The sequence below is a fragment of the Escherichia sp. E1130 genome (genome assembly GCF_005781065.1).
Classification (GTDB): Bacteria; Pseudomonadota; Gammaproteobacteria; order Enterobacterales; family Enterobacteriaceae; genus Escherichia.
This window is the reverse complement of sequence record NZ_VATL01000009.1, coordinates 137842-156957: the sequence shown is the minus strand read 5'-3', so window position 1 is coordinate 156957 and position 19116 is coordinate 137842. Positions and strand designations below refer to the sequence as shown.

The window sequence follows — 19116 nt, the reverse complement described above, 5'->3', positions numbered from 1 at the left end:
CCGGGCTGATTTTTGATGGAGTACAGCAATGTCAGACTATCAAATGTTTGAAGTACAGGTGAGTCAGGTGGAACCGCTTACCGAGCAGGTGAAACGCTTCACGCTGGTGACAACCGATGGCAAACCATTACCTGCGTTCACCGGAGGAAGTCACGTCATTGTGCAGATGAGCGATGGTGATAACCAGTACAGCAATGCGTATTCGCTGCTGAGTTCGCCGCTTGATACAACTCATTATCAGATTGCCGTTCGACTGGAAGAAAACTCGCGCGGTGGTTCGCGCTTTTTGCATCAGCAGGTGAAAGCTGGCGATCAGTTGACCATTTCGACGCCTAATAATCTGTTTGCGCTAATTCCCTCGGCCAGAAAGCATCTGTTTATCGCGGGCGGTATTGGTATCACCCCTTTCCTGTCGCATATGGCAGAGTTGCAACACAGCGACGTCGACTGGCAGCTACATTACTGCTCGCGAAATCCAGAAAGTTGCGCATTTCGTGATGAGCTAGTCCAGCATCCGCAGACTGATAAAATCCATTTTCATCACTCATCGATCGGAACGCGACTTGAATTAGCGCGATTATTGGCGGATATCGAACCTGGCACACACGTTTATACCTGTGGCCCCGAGGCGCTAAATGAAGCGGTAAGAAGTGAAGCTGCACGTCTGGACATCGCCGCCGATACGCTGCATTTTGAGCAGTTTGCTATTGAAGACAAAACCGGCGATGCGTTTACACTAGTGCTCGCCCGTTCCGGTAAAGAGTTTGTGGTGCCGGAAGAGATGAGCATTTTGCAGGTTATTGAAAATAATAAAGCGGCAAAAGTGGAATGTTTATGTCGTGAAGGGGTATGCGGGACCTGCGAAACGGCGATTCTGGAAGGTGAAGCTGACCATCGGGACCAGTATTTTAGCGATGAAGAACGCGCCAGCCAGCAAAGTATGTTGATCTGTTGTTCACGCGCGAAGGGTAAACGCCTGGTGTTGGATTTGTAGTTTGCCTGAAGCCGGACGCACCTGTCCGGCTCAGGGAGGTTTTATTGCGGATATTCCTGCAATAAATTGTGTAATGCTTCCGCCATCAGCTCACCGCGCCAGCCGGAAATCAGCTCCGGCAAATTGTTCTGCGGTTTCAGTTTCCAGTGCCAATTCAGCAGTTGGTTGATTTGCCGACGCGATGCCAGCAATTCGACGCTGATCTTGTGTATTTCGCTCACGTCAGTGATCAGCGACTTAATCGCTTTAAACGCTTTGCGATAACCGGGCATATCCATCAGGTTAAGCATCGGCTGCGGTAAGGCCTCTTCCGGCAATGCCTGCGCTTTTTCCACCAGCGCCAGCAGCGTTTTACCGTGAAAGCGGATTTCGCTACCGGATAAACCCAGACTGCCCAGCTCGCCCAAACTCCCCGGCATATAACGCGCCACCGACCACAAATGCTCTTCACGCACGACAAAGTTAACCGCCAGATCGCGCTCCCGCGCTTTACGCAGGCGCCAGTCGGCTAACAGTTGCAGACAGGCCAGTTGGCGTGTGCGTAACTGCCAGGCATTGGTGATATCACGCCAGGCATCTTCCGGCGCAACGACTTCCTGACGACGCATTTGCATCAGGCGGCATTCATCCAGTGCCGCAGGTAACCAGCCAGAGGCTTCCGTTTCTACCATTAGCTTTGCGGTGATCGGTAACAAATACCAGACGTCCGCTGCCGCGTATTCGCATTGACGTTCGGTTAGCGGTCTTGCCACCCAGTCGGTGCGCGATTCACTCTTGTCGAGCGTAACGCCGGTGTACTCTTCCACCATGGAAGCAAATCCCCACGACATCGGGCGTCCGCAGAAAGCAGCGAGGATTTGCGTGTCAATCAGGGGTTGTGGTAATTCGCCAAAGACATTGAGGAACACTTCCAGATCCTCACTGCCCGCATGGAGAAATTTGGTAATGGACGGATCACGCAGGATCGCTTTCAGCGGTGACCAGTCGGTGATCCCGAGCGGATCGATTAGCGCCAGATGCTCGCCATCGAAAAGTTGAATCAACCCCAGCTGCGGGTAATAAGTGCGCGTACGAACAAATTCAGTATCCAGGGCTATCGCCGGAAAGGCACGGACGGCTTCACACAAAGAAGCCAGCGCATCGTCCGTGGTAATCATTTGGTAATTCAAATTGTATTCTCTTTAGTGGGCGTCAAAAAAAACGCCGGATTAACCGGCGTCTGACGACTGACTTAACGCTCAGGCTTTATTGTCCACTTTGCCGCGCGCTTCGTCACGTAATTCTCGTCGCAAAATTTTTCCGACGTTAGATTTCGGTAACTCATCACGAAACTCCACCAGCTTCGGTACTTTGTAGCCCGTGAGCTGACGGCGACAAAAGGTCACCAGTGACTCTTCGGTAAGCGATGGATCTTTTTTCACTACGAAGATTTTCACCGCTTCGCCACTGGAGCCGGAAGGTACGCCAACAGCCGCGACTTCCTGTACGCCAGGGTGCTGCATGACGACATCTTCAATCTCGTTGGGATAAACGTTAAAACCGGAAACCAGAATCATGTCTTTTTTACGATCGACAATGCGCAGGAATCCTTCTTCATCCATCACCGCGATGTCGCCAGTGTGTAACCAGCCATTTTTGATGATCTCATCGGTAGCATCCGGACGCTGCCAGTACCCCAGCATCACCTGCGGTCCTTTGACACAAAGCTCACCCGGTTGACCCGGTGGTACTTCGTTGTCGTCGTCATCCACCAGTTTGGCTTCCGTCGACGGTACCGGCAAACCGATGCTACCGCTATGATAATCAATATCATACGGGTTAACGCTGACCAGCGGCGCGCACTCGGTCAGGCCATAACCTTCCAGCAGATACTGTCCGGTCAGTTTCACCCAGCGTTCTGCCACCACTTGTTGAACAGGCATCCCACCGCCAGCAGAAAGGTGCAGACTGGAGAAATCCAGTTGCTGGAACTCTTTATTGTTCAGCAACGCATTGAACAAGGTGTTTACGCCGGTGATAGCGGTAAACGGATATTTCGCCAGCTCTTTCACCAGCCCCGGAATATCACGTGGGTTAGTAATAAGCAGGTTCTGCCCGCCCAGTTCAATAAACAGCAGACAGTTAATGGTCAGTGCAAAAATGTGATAGAGCGGCAGTGCCGTTACTACCAGTTCTTTACCTGGATGCAGCAACGGCCCATAGGTGGCGTTGACCTGTTCCAGGTTCGCCAGCATATTGCGGTGAGTCAGCATCGCGCCTTTCGCCACGCCTGTGGTGCCGCCGGTATATTGCAGGAAGGCTAAATCTTCCGGCACCAGTTCGGGTTTGACGTACTGCATCCGGTAGCCGTTATGCAGGGCGCTACGAAATGAAATGGCATCTGGCAGATGGTATTTCGGCACCAGACGCTTGATGTATTTAACAACGAAATTGACTACCGTGCCTTTTGCCGTAGAAAGTTGATCGCCCATACGAGTCAGAATAACGTGCTGGACTGCAGTTTTATCAACCACTTTTTCCAGGGTGTGAGCAAAGTTAGACACGATAACAATCGCCGATGCGCCACTATCGTTAAGCTGATGCTCAAGCTCGCGCGGGGTATACAACGGGTTGACGTTTACGACAATCATCCCGGCGCGCAAAATGCCGAACAGCGCCACTGGATATTGCAATAAGTTAGGCATCATCAGCGCAACGCGATCGCCTTTCTTCAGCCCCAACCCTTGTTGCAAATAAGCGGCAAACGCGCGACTGCGTTCTTCCAGCTTGCGGAAGGTCATTACCTCCCCCATATTCATAAACGCGGGCTGATCGGCGTAGCGCGTGACCGACTGCTCAAACATATCTACCAGAGATTGATAACGGTCAGGGTTGATCTCCGTCGGAACGTCCGCGGGATAACGGTTAAGCCAAACCTTCTTCAATTCTTCACCTCTAAAATGCGTGTTCGTCGTCATCGCAACCCCAAGTGATAAACATGTTGTTAACATAATATTAACTCATCTTACCAGCTTGATAATTACCCAACGAAAAGGTTGCGAAGCGCGTCACTATTTATTTTTATCTTTACCGTAAGAATGCAGAAACAGCGGACCAGCCGCTGTTTCTTTTTCTTTAAAAACAAGCAATTATTCAGTTACAACTGTTTGTACTCTCGCGGGGCCGGGATTATACCAGCCCCATCCGCCGTAGCCATAGGGCCAGCCTCGCCCACCATAAAACCAGGGATCAATCGGCTGTGGCGGCATAATCACCTGCTGGGTTAAATGCCAACGTTTGTAACCCGTTGCCTGCATTACCATAAATTTATATGGCGTGTTGCCGATTTTTCCGTCAACCGTACCGGTGATTGGCCCGACAACTGTCACCAGCTGGCCTCGGAAATCGACCGGATCAAGAAAACCATTCACATCGGCATAAATGCGCCCACGCGACGGTTCTCCCAGCGTCGGTCTTGCTCCGCTGTCGAGTGGTACAGTGGCAATCTCCAGGCGGGTTTTCCCTTGCTGGTTTTGCACCGCAACCACTTTACCGCCAAATCGCGCTTCCTGACCAACGTACAGCTGCGGCGCATTCATCACCCGAACTAAATCTTGTTGCGGCGTTGGGCTACTGCCTTTAATGGCGTCCGGCACAGTGACACAACCGCTCAGTATTAGCGCAAACGTACCTGCCAGTATGCCTTTGATAACATTGTTTTGAACCGCCATGATGCGACTCCTTTTTTCTCAGGGCATACTCTTAAGATTCATTCTTTGCCCGGAAGTTTCTTCCATGCGACGTTGTTACGCAAATAAACCGGCTCGGCATGTTCCACCGCCACCGTTTTACCCTCGACAAACATCTGACAGGCAATCGGCAGCATATCTTCTGCAGCGGGCAGTAATACTTCTCCGTCGCGTAAAACCAGACCGCTTTCTTTACCGAGATCCGGCCAGGCTTGCCAGCCTGTACCCACGGTCGCCCATTCACCGGAAAGCTGTTGCATCCGTTCATGAACGAGTTCTGGTTTGAGTACGGCTTCGGTTTCTTCACCGTGCCAGACACCGTTTTCATCACGCTGATATTCGGCCCAGTAAACTTCGCCCATTCGCGCGTCAATGGCTGCCAGCACGCGGGTTGCGCCGTTTTTGCGCCACGCCCCTTGCGCCATCGTCATTAGCGTGGAGACGCCAATCATCGGTAGCTCCGCACCAAGTGCCAGTCCTTGCGCGATGCCAATACCGATGCGTACGCCGGTGAAACTACCGGGGCCGCGCCCGTAAGCCAGAGCGTTAATGTCAGTCAGGGAGGTTCCGCTGGCGGTCAGGATATCCTGCACCATCGGTAAGATTCGTTGAGTATGTTCACGTGGGCAAAGCTCGAAATGAGCATTGACAGTACCGTCGTTCCACAGGGCGACAGAGCAGGCCTCTGTCGCGGTATCGATAGCCAGAATTCGCATGGGTCTTCGTGCTTAGATCAATAAAAAGGCGCGCATCATACCATACTCCATCACAAATTACCTGGAGGATGGTATCGCAAGGAAACGAACCGCACGGGCAATATCACGGGTACGCGGCGCGGGCGGCAGGCTGGCAAGGAAAGTAGCGCCATAAGGGCGCATCACCAACCGATAGTCGCAAATCACCAGCACGCCGCGATCGTCGGCGTCGCGAATCAGTCGCCCTACTCCCTGTTTGAGAGTAATGACGGCATCTGGTAGTTGCACTTCATCGAACGGGTCACCACCACGCAAACGGCAATCTTCCATGCGCGCTTTTAACAGTGGGTCATCCGGCGAGGTAAATGGCAATTTGTCGATAATCACCAATGACAATGTATCGCCACGCACGTCCACCCCTTCCCAGAAGCTGCTGGTTGCCACAAGAAGCGCGTTACCGGCACTGACAAATTGCTGCAACAATTGCCCTTTGCTGGTTTCCCCCTGCAACAATACGGGAAGCGTCATGGTGGCGCGGAACTGCTCAGCCAGATCGCGCATCATGGCGTGCGAGGTGCAAAGCATAAAACAACGACCGTTGTTGGCTTCGATGATCGGTCGCAGCATTGCTGCCAGTTGCCGTGCGGAACCTGGCTGGTTGGTTTGCGGCAGGTTGCGCGGCACACAGAGTAACGCCTGGCGGCTGTAATCAAAGGGGCTGGGTAACAGCAACGACTCGGCCTGTTCGATGCCAAGCCGCGAGGTGAAATGATGCAGATCGTCATTCACCGACAACGTTGCCGAGGTAAAGATCCAGCTTCCGGGCTTTTGCGCCATTAGCTCTTTAAATTTATCCGCCACGCTGAGCGGCGTGAGCGCCAAAGTAAAATGGCGCGAAGTGCATTCGTACCAGTAGCTGTAGCCTGGTTGGTTGATCTCTTTCAACCGCTTCAGACGTGTACGATATAACGTGGCGCGTTCAAATGCCGCATCCAGCAAGGCGGAACGCCCCAAAGACAGTTTCGCCACGTCGTAACAGAGTTCAAGGGTGTCATCGAGCAGTAAAAACGCCCGCTGAATTTGTGGGTTGGCTAACAGTTCGCGCAGATTACCGCGATAACCTGGCTCGCCGAGTTGCAGACGAAAATCCTGCGCGCTCTGGGCAAGACGGTCGGCGCATTTTTGTAACTGTTGAGTGTCTTTTAATTCGGTGCGATAGGCGATGGTGATGTCTTTTGCCAGATCGAGCAGTTGTCGGCTGGAGAGCGACTGTCCAAAGTACTGGCTGGCAATGTCCGGCAGCTGGTGGGCTTCGTCGAAGATCATCACGTCTGCTTCCGGGATCAGTTCGCCAAATCCACTTTCTTTAACCACCATATCCGCCAGAAACAGATGATGGTTCACCACAACCACATCAGCATCCATCGCTTTTTTACGCGCTTTGACCACAAAGCAATCTTTATACATCGGGCAGTCGCTGCCAAGACAGTTGTCGTTGGTGCTGGTGACCAGCGGCCACGCCTGCGAGTCTTCCGCCACGCTAACGCAGGTGCTGATATCGCCATCTACCGTCTGATTTGACCATGAACGCAGGAGGATCACATCGCTTAAGGTTTGTACTGGCAAATCTCCGCCCGCCAGTGCCTGCTGTTCCAGTCGTTCGAGGCAGAGGTAGTTTGAGCGCCCTTTCAGCAACGCCACGTTGCCAGTGTATTTCAGCGCCTTTGCCACCGTCGGCAAATCGCGGCTGTAGAGCTGATCCTGCAACGCTTTTGAGCCAGTTGAGATTATGACTTTCTTTTTCGCCCGCAGTGCAGGAGCAAGGTAGGCATAGGTTTTACCCGTACCGGTTCCCGCTTCCACCACCAGTGGCTGGCTTTTTTCTATCGCCTGGGTCACAGCGACTGCCATCTGTCGCTGTGGTTCACGCGGCTTAAAGCCTGGTATCGCTTTCGCCAGTTGACCGTCTGGTGCAAAATCGTCCGTCACACTACCCCCTGTTGATTTGAACAGGGATTATGTCAGGCCAGGCTGGTTTTCGCCAGTTGAAGTGGTGACGGCGACCTCACATTGTGGCAGTCTTTGCAGCACAAAAATGGAAAGTTAATGAGGACATAATGATGACTATCGTTCGTATCGACGCTGAAGCCCGCTGGTCTGATGTGGTGATCCACAACAACACGCTCTACTACACTGGCGTACCAGAAAACCTCGATGCCGATGCTTTTGAACAAACCGCCAACACGCTGGCGCAAATTGACGCCGTGCTGGAAAAACAGGGCAGCAATAAATCGAGCATTCTGGATGCCACCATTTTCCTTGCCGATAAAAACGACTTTGCGGCAATGAATAAAGCATGGGATGCCTGGGTTGTAGCGGGTCACGCGCCGGTGCGCTGCACGGTGCAGGCGGGGTTGATGAATCCGCAGTACAAGGTTGAAATTAAGATTATCGCTGCGGTTTAATTCCTGAAAAAGAGTTCTATCAAAGTAAAAATCAGACGATAATTGTTCGAAAATACTGGTCGGTTATAAACAAATCGGCCAGTGTTTAAGAGGATACTTTAGATAAATAATGAAATCCGTCAGGTAACTTATTTTTATGATTTCAACTGCATCTATACAAAAATGATATTAATCACCCAAATTAAACCATTCTGTTAACTCCCTGAGCCGTTTACTCTGACTTTTCTGCCCTTAACAATCTGGCTGGAGCGCGGCGATTTACCGTTAATTTTTTGCCATATCACTAGAAAACCCGCCATGACCTGCTACCTTTAAAATACCTGAATGTCAACAGGTTAACTAATGAGATATCGTTATAATCCCTTTGATATTAGATGCAATTTAAGGTCATATATAGCCTTATCGAAAACGTGGTTAATTTAAGGACAAGAATATGCCTGCTGCAATAGATAAAGCCCTGGATTTCATTAGTGCCATGGATGTATCAGCATCAACACCAAGCTCGATGAATGAAAGTACGGCGAAAGGAATATTTAAATATTTGCATGACCTGGGAGTCCCCGCGAGTACCGCCGATATTACTGCGCGAGCTGAACAGGAAGGCTGGAATCCTGGATTCACGGAAAAAATGGTGGGATGGGCAAAAAAGATGGATTCTGGCGAACGCGTGGTGATTAAAAACCCTGAATACTTCTCGTCTTATATGCAGGAAGAACTTAAAGCCCTTGTGTGAGTTAAAACTCCAGCTTTAAAAATCAATCCGGACGCTTTCATTGACCTCAGAAAAGCGTCCTTTTTTCTCATCATCATAAACACAGCCAAAATTAATCAACAGATATGGCCCCGTGATTTTTGTTTCAACACAGCGGACCATTGTCATAACGCGCGCCGTCCAGGCACAGACCGTCAAAAATGGCACGATGTAAGTTCATGCCGGAAAAATCCCAGCCGATGAGGCTATCCGTATCAAGATACAGGACGTCATCCGTGACGAAATCGATACGGATCATTTTGTGTTACTCGTCTTCATCCTCAAAACGCGCCACAATCCGCTCACCGGAATGGTTGGCACGCAACTCTTCTGCCACCAGCGCGATGGCCTGACCACTGCTCATCCCCTGTGCCATCAGTTCCTGAATACGCTCAACGGCTTTTTGCTGCTGTTCATGGGTGAGTGAAGGTAAACCTGCAAACATTGTTAACTCCTGCTAAATTGTTGGCGCTAATTATTTCATGCTACCCGGCACATAGCCAGTAGAGTCAGGACTGATGAAGACGTTATCTCCCGCTGTGATTACTTTACCCTGGCGTCAGGACGCCGCTGAATTTTATTTCTCCCGCTTAAGCCACCTGCCGTGGGCGATGTTGTTGCACTCCGGCTATGCCGACCATCCGCATAGTCGCTTTGATATTGTGGTGGCTGACCCCGTTTGCACTTTAACCACTCACGATAATGAAACCGTGGTATGTGAAGGAGAAATCAGCACAACGACCACTGACGATCCGCTCAAAGCGCTCCAGCAGGCACTGGACCGAGCAAACATTCACCCGTCGCATAATGGTGATTTGCCATTTCAGGGCGGCGCACTGGGGCTGTTTGGCTACGATCTGGGCCGCCGTTTTGAGTCACTGCCGGAAGTGGCGCTGAGAGATATCGACCTGCCTGATATGGCGGTTGGTATCTACGACTGGGCGCTGATCGTCGATCACCAGCGCCAGCGTATTTCGCTACTCAGCCATCGTGATGTCAATGCCCGTCTGGCGTGGCTGGACAGCCAGCAAATAGCACCACAGCAAGATTTCCAGTTAACATCCGCTTGGCAATCCAATATGAACCGCGAGCAGTATGGCGAGAAATTTCGCCAGGTGCAGGAATATCTGCACAGCGGCGATTGCTATCAGGTGAATCTCGCCCAGCGTTTTCACGCGACCTATTCTGGCGATGAATGGCAGGCGTTCGTTCAGCTTAATCAGGCCAACCGCGCACCGTTCAGTGCCTTCCTGCGTCTGGAACAAGGTGTGATTTTAAGCCTTTCACCAGAACGGTTTATTCTTTGTGATGGTGGTGAGATCCAGACCCGCCCGATTAAAGGCACGCTCCCACGCTTGTCCGATCCTCAGGAAGATAGCAAACAAGCTGAAAAACTGGCGAACTCACCGAAAGATCGCGCCGAAAACCTGATGATTGTCGATTTAATGCGCAATGACATCGGTCGCGTTGCTGTACCAGGCTCAGTAAAAGTGCCTGAACTGTTTGTAGTAGAACCCTTCCCTGCCGTGCATCATCTGGTCAGCACCATAACGGCGCGACTACCAGAACAGTTACACGCCAGCGATCTGCTGCGCGCGGCTTTTCCCGGAGGCTCAATCACCGGCGCGCCGAAAGTGCGGGCAATGGAGATTATTGATGAACTGGAACCGCAGCGACGCAATGCCTGGTGCGGCAGCATTGGCTATTTAAGTTTCTGCGGCAATATGGATACCAGCATCACCATCCGCACGCTAACGGCGGTTAACGGGCAGATTTACTGTTCCGCTGGTGGCGGCATCGTTGCTGATAGCCAGGAAGAAGCGGAATATCAGGAAACTTTTGATAAAGTTAATCGTATCCTGAAGCAACTGGAGAAATAAGACGTGGAATACCGTGGCCTGACGCTTGATGATTTTTTATCGCGATTTCAACTATTGCGTCCGCAAATTAACCGGGAAACCTTAAATCATCGTCAGGCTGCCGTGTTAATCCCCATTGTCCGCCGACCGCAACCGGGCTTGCTGCTGACTCAGCGTTCCATTCATCTGCGCAAACATGCTGGACAAGTCGCATTCCCTGGAGGTGCAGTCGATGACACGGACGCGTCAGTTATCGCCGCTGCGCTGCGTGAAGCCGAAGAAGAGGTCGCCATACCGCCTTCAGCCGTTGAGGTTATCGGCGTGTTACCCCCTGTCGATAGCGTAACGGGCTACCAGGTCACTCCCGTGGTCGGCATTATCCCGCCTGATTTACCGTATCGCGCCAGTGAAGATGAAGTCTCCGCAGTATTTGAAATGCCGCTCGCCCAGGCGTTACATTTGGGCCGTTATCATCCTTTGGATATCTACCGCCGTGGCGATTCGCATCGGGTATGGCTTTCCTGGTACGAACAGTATTTTGTATGGGGAATGACCGCAGGCATAATTCGTGAACTGGCGCTGCAAATTGGTGTGAAACCCTGACTATACTTATCTTTACATCTACAAAACACTACTTGAGACAATCATCGCAATATTAGTTAAATCGCGGTTTTTGATTAGTTTAATTCATGTGAATAGTTAAGCCTGTCGCCGCGTTCCCTCTTACACTATGCGCTGTTATTCGTTCGTTACTGGAAGTCCAGTCACCTTGTCAGGAGTATTATCGTGATTAGTCTATTCGACATGTTTAAGGTGGGGATTGGTCCCTCATCTTCCCATACTGTAGGGCCTATGAAGGCGGGTAAACAGTTCGTCGATGATCTGGTCGAAAAAGGCTTACTGGATAGCGTTACCCGCGTTGCCGTGGACGTTTATGGTTCACTGTCGCTGACGGGTAAAGGCCACCACACCGATATCGCCATTATTATGGGTCTTGCAGGTAACGAACCTGCCACCGTGGATATCGACAGTATTCCCGGTTTTATTCGCGACGTAGAAGAGCGCGAACGTCTGCTGCTGGCACAGGGACGGCATGAAGTGGATTTCCCACGCGACAACGGGATGCGTTTTCATAACGGTAACCTGCCGCTGCATGAAAACGGCATGCAAATCCACGCCTATAACGGCGATACAGTTGTTTACAGCAAAACTTATTATTCCATCGGCGGCGGTTTTATCGTCGATGAAGAACATTTTGGTCACGATGCCGCCAACGAAGTCAGTGTGCCGTATCCGTTTAAATCCGCCACCGAGCTGCTGGCATACTGTAATGAAACCGGTTATTCCCTTTCCGGTCTGGCAATGCAGAACGAACTGGCGCTGCACAGTAAGAAAGAGATCGACGAGTATTTCGCTCATGTCTGGCAAACCATGCAGGCATGTATCGATCGCGGCATGAACACCGAAGGCGTATTGCCTGGCCCGCTGCGTGTTCCGCGCCGTGCGTCTGCCCTGCGCCGTATGCTGGTTTCCAGCGATAAACTGTCTAACGATCCGATGAATGTCATCGACTGGGTAAACATGTTTGCGCTGGCAGTTAACGAAGAAAACGCAGCGGGGGGGCGTGTGGTAACTGCACCGACTAACGGTGCTTGCGGCATCGTTCCGGCAGTGCTGGCATACTATGACCACTTCATTGAATCGGTCAGCCCTGATATTTATACCCGCTACTTTATGGCGGCCGGAGCGATTGGCGCACTGTACAAAATGAACGCGTCTATTTCCGGTGCGGAAGTCGGTTGCCAGGGCGAAGTGGGCGTTGCCTGTTCAATGGCTGCGGCGGGTCTTGCAGAACTGTTGGGCGGTAGCCCTGAACAGGTTTGCGTGGCGGCGGAAATTGGCATGGAACACAATCTTGGTCTGACTTGCGACCCGGTTGCGGGTCAGGTTCAGGTTCCGTGCATTGAACGTAACGCTATTGCATCAGTGAAGGCGATTAACGCCGCGCGGATGGCTCTGCGTCGTACTAGTGCACCACGCGTCTCACTGGATAAAGTCATCGAAACGATGTACGAAACAGGAAAGGATATGAACGCTAAATATCGCGAAACCTCACGCGGTGGTCTGGCGATTAAAGTCCAGTGTGACTAATACTTTATCCTCGCCCATCTGCAACGGATGGGCGAATTTATCCTCGCTTTCTCGTCTGCTGTAATTTTCCCCACTACACTTCCACTGTTGCGTCAGGCGTTTGTCGCCATACGCTTACCGGGTGGCCCGCATGCAAAAAGCACAACGGATCATTAAAACCTATCGCCGTAATCGAATGATTGTTTGTACGATTTGCGCACTCTTTACGTTTGTGGCAACACTGAGCGTGCGATTTATTTCACAGCGGAACTTAAATCAGCAGCGGGTAGTGCTCTTTGCCAATCACGCCGTTGAGGAATTAGACAAAGTCCTGCTTCCACTTCAGGCGGGTAACAACGTACTGCTTCCCCTGATTGGACTCCCCTGCTCAGTCGCCCATCTCCCCTTACGCAAACAGGCGGCAAAACTGCAAACTGTACGGTCAATTGGCCTGGTGCAAGACGGCACGCTTTATTGTTCCAGCATTTTTGGTTATCGCAATGTTCCTGCTGAAGATATCCAGGCTGATTTACCCGCGCCGCAGCCCCTTTTACGCTTAACTACCGACCGCGTATTAATTAAAGACAGCCCGGTATTGATTCAGTGGACACCTTTACCGGGCAATGGTCGAGATGGCGTGATGGAGATGATCAACATCGACCTGTTGATGGCAATGTTGCTGGAGCCGCAATTACCGCAAATAAGAACGGCCAGCCTGACGGTAGCCGATCGCCATTTACTCTATGATGATGGTCTGGTTGATTCTTTACCTCCGCTTAATGGCAATGAACGTTACCAGGTTTCATCGCAGAATTTTCCTTTTATCATCAGCGTTAGTGGACCTGGTGCGACAGCGCTGGCGTTGCAATATCTTCCCAGCCAGTTTCCACTAGCGGTACTGTTGAGTTTACTGGTGGGGTACATCGCATGGTTGGCCACGGCCCATAGAATGAGCTTTTCACGCGAGATAAATCTCGGGCTGGCGCAGCGCGAATTTGAGTTATTTTGTCAGCCTCTACTCAACGCGCGCTCGCAGCAATGTATTGGTGTAGAGATATTGCTGCGCTGGAATAATCCGCGTCAGGGATGGATCTCGCCGGATGTTTTTATCCCCATTGCGGAAGAACATCACCTGATAGTGCCGCTTACCCGTTATGTGATGATGGAAACCATCCGTCAACTCCACGTTTTTCCAATGAGCAGTCAGTTCCACATCGGCATTAACGTCGCCCCCAGCCATTTTCGCCGTGGCGTATTGTTAAAAGATCTCAATCGTTACTGGTTTAGTGCTAACCCGATTCAGCCACTAATCCTCGAAATTACCGAGCGCGATGCCTTACTGGATGTTGATTATCGGATTGCCCGCGAACTGCATCGTAAAAACGTCAAACTGGCGATTGATGACTTCGGCACCGGCAACAGTTCGTTTTCCTGGCTGGAAACGTTACGTCCTGACGTGCTGAAAATTGATAAGTCATTTACCGCAGCTATCGGTTCTGACGCGGTTAACTCAACGGTGACCGATATCATCATCGCGCTGGGGCAAAGACTGAATATTGAACTGGTGGCAGAAGGTGTGGAAACGCAAGAACAAGCGAAGTATTTGCGCCGTCATGGCGTGCATATTTTACAAGGGTATTTGTACGCGCAGCCCATGCCGCTGCGTGATTTCCCGAAATGGCTGGCGGGCAGCCAACCGCCGCCCACCCGGCATAATGGGCGCATCACACCCATTATACCGTTACGTTAACGCTTACTCGTCTTCATCGTGCGCCGGTTGCTCTTTAACAATGCGAACCAGATCAACACGATAATCATTGGCTTCTACGATGGTGATATGCAGCGGTCCAACATCGATCACGTCGCCTGCGCGTGGAATGTGACCATTTGCCGAAATTACCAGACCTGCAACCGTCGCAATATCATCATCATCGGTAAGGTGCTCAACATCAAGCGCCTGCTGTAAGGCATGTAAGTCTGTACCACCTTTTACCAGCCAACCGTCGCCATCGATAACAATTTCCGGCGTTTCATCTGCATCAGGGAACTCACCAGCAATGGCTTCCAGTACATCCAGCGGCGTAACCAGACCTTGCACCACACCAAACTCGTTGGTGACGATAACAAAACTACCGCGAGCACGACGCAACACGCCCAGCAGGTTGATCGGGTCGAGGGTTTCCGGAACGATTATCGCCGGAGAAGCAGAAGCAATTGCCGTCACGTCGACACCGACTTCCAGTGCCACCAGCAGTTCTTTGGCACGCACGATACCGATGATTTCATCCAGTTCACCACGACATACCGGAAACAGGCTGTGCGGTGAAGAAAGCAGTTGCTGGCGGATTTCATCAACGCCAAGGTTAGCATCTACCCAACTGATCTCACCGCGTGGCGTCATAATGCCGCGCAGAGAGCGTGACGCCAAAGTCAGTACGCCGTTAATCATATAACGCTCTTCTTCGGCAAAGGCACCTTCTGGAACCGGAATTGGCACCGGGTTATCAGCATCGTGTTGAATATTTGCCTGACGTTTACCCCCCATCAAACGCAGAATGGCATCGGCGGTACGCGCACGCAGCGGTAAAGTCGACTGATGGCGAATAAAGTTACGCCGCGCAATCTGGTTAAACACTTCGATGATGATCGAGAAACCAATTGCTGCATACAGGTAGCCTTTTGGAATATGGAAACCAAAACCTTCAGCTACGAGACTCAGACCAATCATCAACAGGAAGCTCAAACAGAGCACTACAACTGTTGGATGCTGGTTAACGAATCGCGTCAGCGGTTTCGATGCCAGCAACATAACTGCCATCGCAATCACTACCGCAGCCATCATTACCGGTAGATGGTTGACCATCCCTACGGCAGTAATCACTGCATCCAGCGAGAAGACAGCGTCAAGGATGACAATCTGTGTGACGACCACCCAGAAACTGGCATAACCTTTACCGTGACCAGAGTCATGATCGCGGTTTTCCAGCCGCTCATGCAACTCGGTTGTCGCTTTGAACAGCAAGAATATCCCCCCGAACAGCATAATCAGATCGCGCCCGGAGAAAGAAAAATCCATTACGGTAAATAGTGGTTTGGTCAGCGTGACCATCCATGAAATCAGCGATAACAGCCCCAGGCGCATAATCAACGCCAGTGACAGCCCCAACAAACGCGCTTTATCACGTTGTTTCGGCGGCAGTTTATCGGCAAGGATGGCGATAAAAACCAGGTTATCGATACCCAGCACGATTTCAAGGACGACAAGCGTGAGCAGCCCCGCCCAAATCGAGGGATCCATTAAGAATTCCATGACAAGCTCCTGCTTAAGGAATAGCTAATCGGCGCCAGAAATAATGCAGGCGAAACGAGAAAATACAAACAAAAGGTGCGGCAAAAAATGCCAGGAAGGCAGGCGCTATATGGCCTGATGCTGAAGTGACGTCGGTGACGATCCATACTGCGGGCTGCAGCCCTATACTCCTTGGTTGTTAAACGGGAGTTAAACATATCAGAGAGATCTCTGATTTGGCAAAGATTTACCTTCCTTTGCAAATGAATGTGACAACATTTTTTACTCTTTCGGAATTTTGTCAATTCAAAGTTAATTTACGGATCTTCATCACATAAAATATTTTTTTCGATATCTAAAATAAATCGCGAGGCACAGGGGGTTTCTGGTTGTAGCCCTTATCTGAATCGATTCGATTGTGGACGACGATTCAAAAATACATCTGGCACGTTGAGATGTTAACAATAATAAGGAGGTAGCAAGTGACCATTGCTATTGTTATAGGCACACATGGTTGGGCTGCAGAGCAGTTGCTTAAAACGGCAGAGATGCTGTTAGGCGAGCAGGAAAACGTTGGCTGGATCGATTTTGTTCCTGGCGAAAATGCCGAAACGCTAATCGAAAAGTACAACGCTCAGTTGGCAAAACTCGACACCACTAAAGGCGTGCTGTTTCTCGTTGATACATGGGGAGGCAGTCCGTTCAATGCTGCCAGCCGCATTGTCGTCGACAAAGAGCATTATGAAGTGATCGCAGGCGTTAACATTCCAATGTTAGTGGAAACGTTAATGGCTCGTGATGATGACCCAAGCTTTGACGAACTGGTAGCACTGGCCCTAGAAACAGGCCGCGAAGGTGTGAAAGCACTGAAAGCGAAACCAGTTGAAAAAGCAGCACCTGCCCCCGTCGCAGCGGCACCTAAAGCGGCTCCTGCACCAGCAAAACCGATGGGACCAAACGACTATATGGTAATTGGCCTCGCGCGTATCGACGATCGTTTGATTCACGGTCAGGTTGCTACCCGCTGGACCAAAGAAACTAATGTCTCCCGTATCATCGTAGTTAGTGACGAAGTGGCTGCGGATACCGTTCGTAAGACACTGCTCACCCAGGTTGCACCTCCCGGCGTAACAGCGCATGTAGTTGATGTCGCCAAAATGATTCGCGTCTACAACAACCCGAAATATGCGGGCGAACGCGTGATGCTGTTATTTACCAACCCGACAGATGTTGAGCGTCTCGTTGAAGGCGGCGTGAAAATCACCTCAGTCAACGTCGGTGGTATGGCATTCCGTCAGGGCAAAACTCAGGTGAATAACGCGGTTTCGGTTGATGAAAAAGATATCGAAGCGTTCAAGAAACTGAATGCGCGCGGTATCGAGCTGGAAGTCCGTAAGGTTTCCACCGACCAGAAACTGAAAATGATGGATCTGATCAGCAAAATCGATAAGTAACGTATTGTGTTGATTATCACTCAGTTTTCACACTTAAGTCTTACGTAAACAGGAGAAGTACAATGGAGATTACCGCTCTTCAAATTGTGCTGGTATTTATCGTAGCCTGTATCGCAGGTATGGGATCAATCCTCGATGAATTTCAGTTTCACCGTCCGCTAATCGCGTGTACCCTGGTGGGTATCGTTCTTGGGGATATGAAAACCGGTATTATTATCGGTGGTACCCTTGAAATGATCGCGCTGGGTTGGATGAACATCGGTGCCGCTGTTGCACCTGACGCCGCCCTGGCTTCTATTATTTCTACCATTCTGGTTATTGCTGGTCATCAGAGCATCGGTGCCGGTATCGCGCTGGCAATCCCTCTGGCAGCAGCAGGCCAGGTGCTGACCATTATCGTTCGTACTATTACCGTTGCCTTCCAGCACGCTGCGGATAAAGCAGCTGAAAACGGTAACCTGACGGCGATTTCATGGATCCACGTTTCGTCTCTGTTCCTGCAAGCTATGCGTGTGGCTATTCCGGCCGTTATCGTTGCGCTTTCTGTTGGTACCAGTGAAGTTCAAAACATGCTGAACGCCATTCCGGAAGTGGTGACCAATGGTCTGAACATTGCCGGTGGCATGATCGTGGTAGTTGGTTATGCGATGGTTATCAACATGATGCGTGCTGGCTACCTGATGCCGTTCTTCTACCTCGGCTTCGTAACCGCAGCATTCACCAACTTTAACCTGGTTGCTCTGGGTGTCATCGGTACCGTTATGGCGGTGCTCTACATTCAGCTGAGCCCGAAATATAACCGTGTCGCCGGTGCGCCAGTTCAGGCTGCTGGTAACAACGATCTCGACAACGAACTGGACTAACAGGTGAGCGAAATGGTTGATACAACTCAAACTACCACTGAGAAAAAACTCACTAAGAGTGATATTCGTGGCGTCTTCCTGCGTTCTAACCTTTTCCAGGGTTCATGGAACTTCGAGCGTATGCAGGCGCTGGGCTTCTGCTTCTCTATGGTGCCGGCGATTCGTCGCCTCTACCCGGAAAATAACGATGCCCGTAAACAGGCGATTAAACGTCACCTCGAATTCTTTAACACCCAACCGTTCGTGGCGGCGCCAATTCTGGGCGTAACCCTGGCGCTGGAAGAACAGCGTGCTAACGGTGCAGAGATCGACGATGGTGCAATCAACGGTATCAAAGTAGGTCTGATGGGTCCGCTGGCAGGTGTAGGCGACCCAATCTTCTGGGGTACGGTACGTCCCGTATTTGCAGCGCTGGGCGCCGGTATCGCGATGAGCGGCAGCCTGTTAGGTCCGTTGCTGTTCTTTATCCTGTTTAACCTGGTACGTCTGGCAACGCGTTACTACGGCGTAGCATATGGTTACTCCAAGGGCATCGATATCGTTAAAGATATGGGCGGCGGCTTCCTGCAAAAACTGACGGAAGGGGCGTCTATTCTCGGCCTGTTTGTCATGGGGGCATTGGTTAACAAGTGGACACATGTCAATATCCCGCTGGTCGTCTCACGCATCACTGACCAGACGGGTAAAGAGCACGTTACCACTGTACAGACCATTCTTGACCAGTTAATGCCGGGCCTGGTACCGCTGCTGCTGACCTTCGCCTGTATGTGGCTGCTGCGCAAAAAAGTGAACCCGCTGTGGATCATCGTTGGCTTCTTCGTCATCGGTATCGCTGGTTACGCTTGCGGCCTGCTTGGACTGTAAGACTGTTGTACACTACCGGGGCCT

The 19116-nt window shown here is 51.1% G+C and carries 19 protein-coding genes; 10 read left to right on the top strand and 9 right to left on the bottom strand.

All coding sequences use genetic code 11. The annotated features are described in order from the left end of the window. The first annotated feature begins 28 nt into the window (after window positions 1-28). Entirely contained in the window at window positions 29-994 is a 966-nt protein-coding gene (gene yeaX, locus FEK66_RS09970) for a carnitine monooxygenase reductase subunit YeaX (RefSeq protein ID WP_131161142.1), read from the top strand. A 41-nt stretch (window positions 995-1035) separates the two neighbouring features. Here the strand turns inward: yeaX and rnd are convergent, their stop codons facing one another. The 5 genes from rnd to FEK66_RS09945 all read right to left on the bottom strand — a co-directional run bounded on the left by rnd (window position 1036) and on the right by FEK66_RS09945 (window position 7406). Next, window positions 1036-2151, bottom strand: a complete 1116-nt coding sequence (gene rnd / locus FEK66_RS09965; RefSeq protein ID WP_130208416.1) for a ribonuclease D — start codon at window positions 2149-2151, stop codon at window positions 1036-1038. Between the two features lie 81 nt (window positions 2152-2232). Next, window positions 2233-3918: a long-chain-fatty-acid--CoA ligase FadD gene (gene fadD, locus FEK66_RS09960; RefSeq protein ID WP_130259889.1), complete on the bottom strand. Its 1686-nt coding sequence runs from the start codon at window positions 3916-3918 to the stop codon at window positions 2233-2235. Between the two features lie 204 nt (window positions 3919-4122). Further along, on the bottom strand, window positions 4123-4704 hold the full coding sequence (gene yeaY / locus FEK66_RS09955) for a Slp family lipoprotein YeaY (protein WP_130218769.1): 582 nt from the start codon (window positions 4702-4704) through the stop codon (window positions 4123-4125). Window positions 4705-4742: 38 nt separating this feature from the next. Continuing rightward, the gene (gene tsaB / locus FEK66_RS09950) at window positions 4743-5438 is read right to left on the bottom strand and encodes a tRNA (adenosine(37)-N6)-threonylcarbamoyltransferase complex dimerization subunit type 1 TsaB (RefSeq protein WP_130259890.1); all 696 of its coding nucleotides are present in this window, start codon (window positions 5436-5438) and stop codon (window positions 4743-4745) included. Window positions 5439-5495: 57 nt separating this feature from the next. Beyond that, window positions 5496-7406, bottom strand: a complete 1911-nt coding sequence (locus FEK66_RS09945; RefSeq protein ID WP_135494033.1) for an ATP-dependent DNA helicase — start codon at window positions 7404-7406, stop codon at window positions 5496-5498. Between the two features lie 131 nt (window positions 7407-7537). Here FEK66_RS09945 and FEK66_RS09940 point away from each other — a divergent pair, with 131 nt between their 5' ends. Both FEK66_RS09940 and FEK66_RS09935 read left to right on the top strand, forming a co-directional pair. Then, window positions 7538-7882 carry a RidA family protein gene (locus FEK66_RS09940; protein WP_010376144.1) on the top strand — a complete coding sequence of 115 codons (345 nt, stop codon included), beginning with the start codon at window positions 7538-7540 and terminating at the stop codon, window positions 7880-7882. A gap of 433 nt (window positions 7883-8315) precedes the next feature. Then, entirely contained in the window at window positions 8316-8615 is a 300-nt protein-coding gene (locus FEK66_RS09935; RefSeq protein WP_130208426.1) for a DUF1889 family protein, read from the top strand. A gap of 124 nt (window positions 8616-8739) precedes the next feature. Here FEK66_RS09935 and FEK66_RS09930 read toward each other — a convergent pair whose 3' ends face one another. Beyond that, window positions 8740-8892, bottom strand: coding sequence for a hypothetical protein (locus FEK66_RS09930; RefSeq protein ID WP_240725813.1), 153 nt, complete (start codon window positions 8890-8892; stop codon window positions 8740-8742). A gap of 6 nt (window positions 8893-8898) precedes the next feature. After that, window positions 8899-9078 (bottom strand): YoaH family protein, encoded by a 180-nt coding sequence (locus tag FEK66_RS09925; protein ID WP_000457334.1) that lies wholly within the window; start codon window positions 9076-9078, stop codon window positions 8899-8901. Window positions 9079-9151: 73 nt separating this feature from the next. Between FEK66_RS09925 and pabB the strand changes: the two genes are divergently transcribed. From pabB to FEK66_RS09905, 4 genes are all read left to right on the top strand, one after another. Next, window positions 9152-10513 (top strand): aminodeoxychorismate synthase component 1, encoded by a 1362-nt coding sequence (pabB, locus tag FEK66_RS09920; RefSeq protein ID WP_135494035.1) that lies wholly within the window; start codon window positions 9152-9154, stop codon window positions 10511-10513. Window positions 10514-10516: 3 nt separating this feature from the next. Next, a complete protein-coding gene (locus tag FEK66_RS09915) occupies window positions 10517-11095 on the top strand; it encodes a CoA pyrophosphatase (RefSeq protein ID WP_064529235.1) in 579 nt (192 codons plus the stop codon). Between the two features lie 183 nt (window positions 11096-11278). After that, a complete protein-coding gene (gene sdaA / locus FEK66_RS09910) occupies window positions 11279-12643 on the top strand; it encodes an L-serine ammonia-lyase (protein WP_130208430.1) in 1365 nt (454 codons plus the stop codon). Between the two features lie 130 nt (window positions 12644-12773). Then, window positions 12774-14372, top strand: a complete 1599-nt coding sequence (locus FEK66_RS09905; RefSeq protein WP_130259894.1) for a cyclic diguanylate phosphodiesterase — start codon at window positions 12774-12776, stop codon at window positions 14370-14372. Between the two features lie 3 nt (window positions 14373-14375). Here FEK66_RS09905 and yoaE read toward each other — a convergent pair whose 3' ends face one another. Together yoaE and FEK66_RS26200 are read right to left on the bottom strand one after the other, a co-directional pair. Then, window positions 14376-15932 (bottom strand): CNNM family cation transport protein YoaE, encoded by a 1557-nt coding sequence (gene yoaE / locus FEK66_RS09900; RefSeq protein WP_131161137.1) that lies wholly within the window; start codon window positions 15930-15932, stop codon window positions 14376-14378. Then, on the bottom strand, window positions 15920-16078 hold the full coding sequence (locus FEK66_RS26200) for a hypothetical protein (protein ID WP_276320326.1): 159 nt from the start codon (window positions 16076-16078) through the stop codon (window positions 15920-15922). The genes yoaE and FEK66_RS26200 overlap by 13 nt, the downstream gene beginning before the upstream one ends. A 315-nt stretch (window positions 16079-16393) precedes the next feature. Here FEK66_RS26200 and manX point away from each other — a divergent pair, with 315 nt between their 5' ends. From manX to manZ, 3 genes are all read left to right on the top strand, one after another. Then, a complete protein-coding gene (manX, locus tag FEK66_RS09895) occupies window positions 16394-17365 on the top strand; it encodes a PTS mannose transporter subunit IIAB (RefSeq protein ID WP_135494037.1) in 972 nt (323 codons plus the stop codon). Between the two features lie 62 nt (window positions 17366-17427). Then, window positions 17428-18228 (top strand): PTS mannose transporter subunit IIC, encoded by an 801-nt coding sequence (manY, locus tag FEK66_RS09890; RefSeq protein WP_064529241.1) that lies wholly within the window; start codon window positions 17428-17430, stop codon window positions 18226-18228. Between the two features lie 12 nt (window positions 18229-18240). Further along, window positions 18241-19092, top strand: coding sequence for a PTS mannose transporter subunit IID (gene manZ, locus FEK66_RS09885; protein ID WP_130208438.1), 852 nt, complete (start codon window positions 18241-18243; stop codon window positions 19090-19092). Window positions 19093-19116 lie beyond the last annotated feature (24 nt).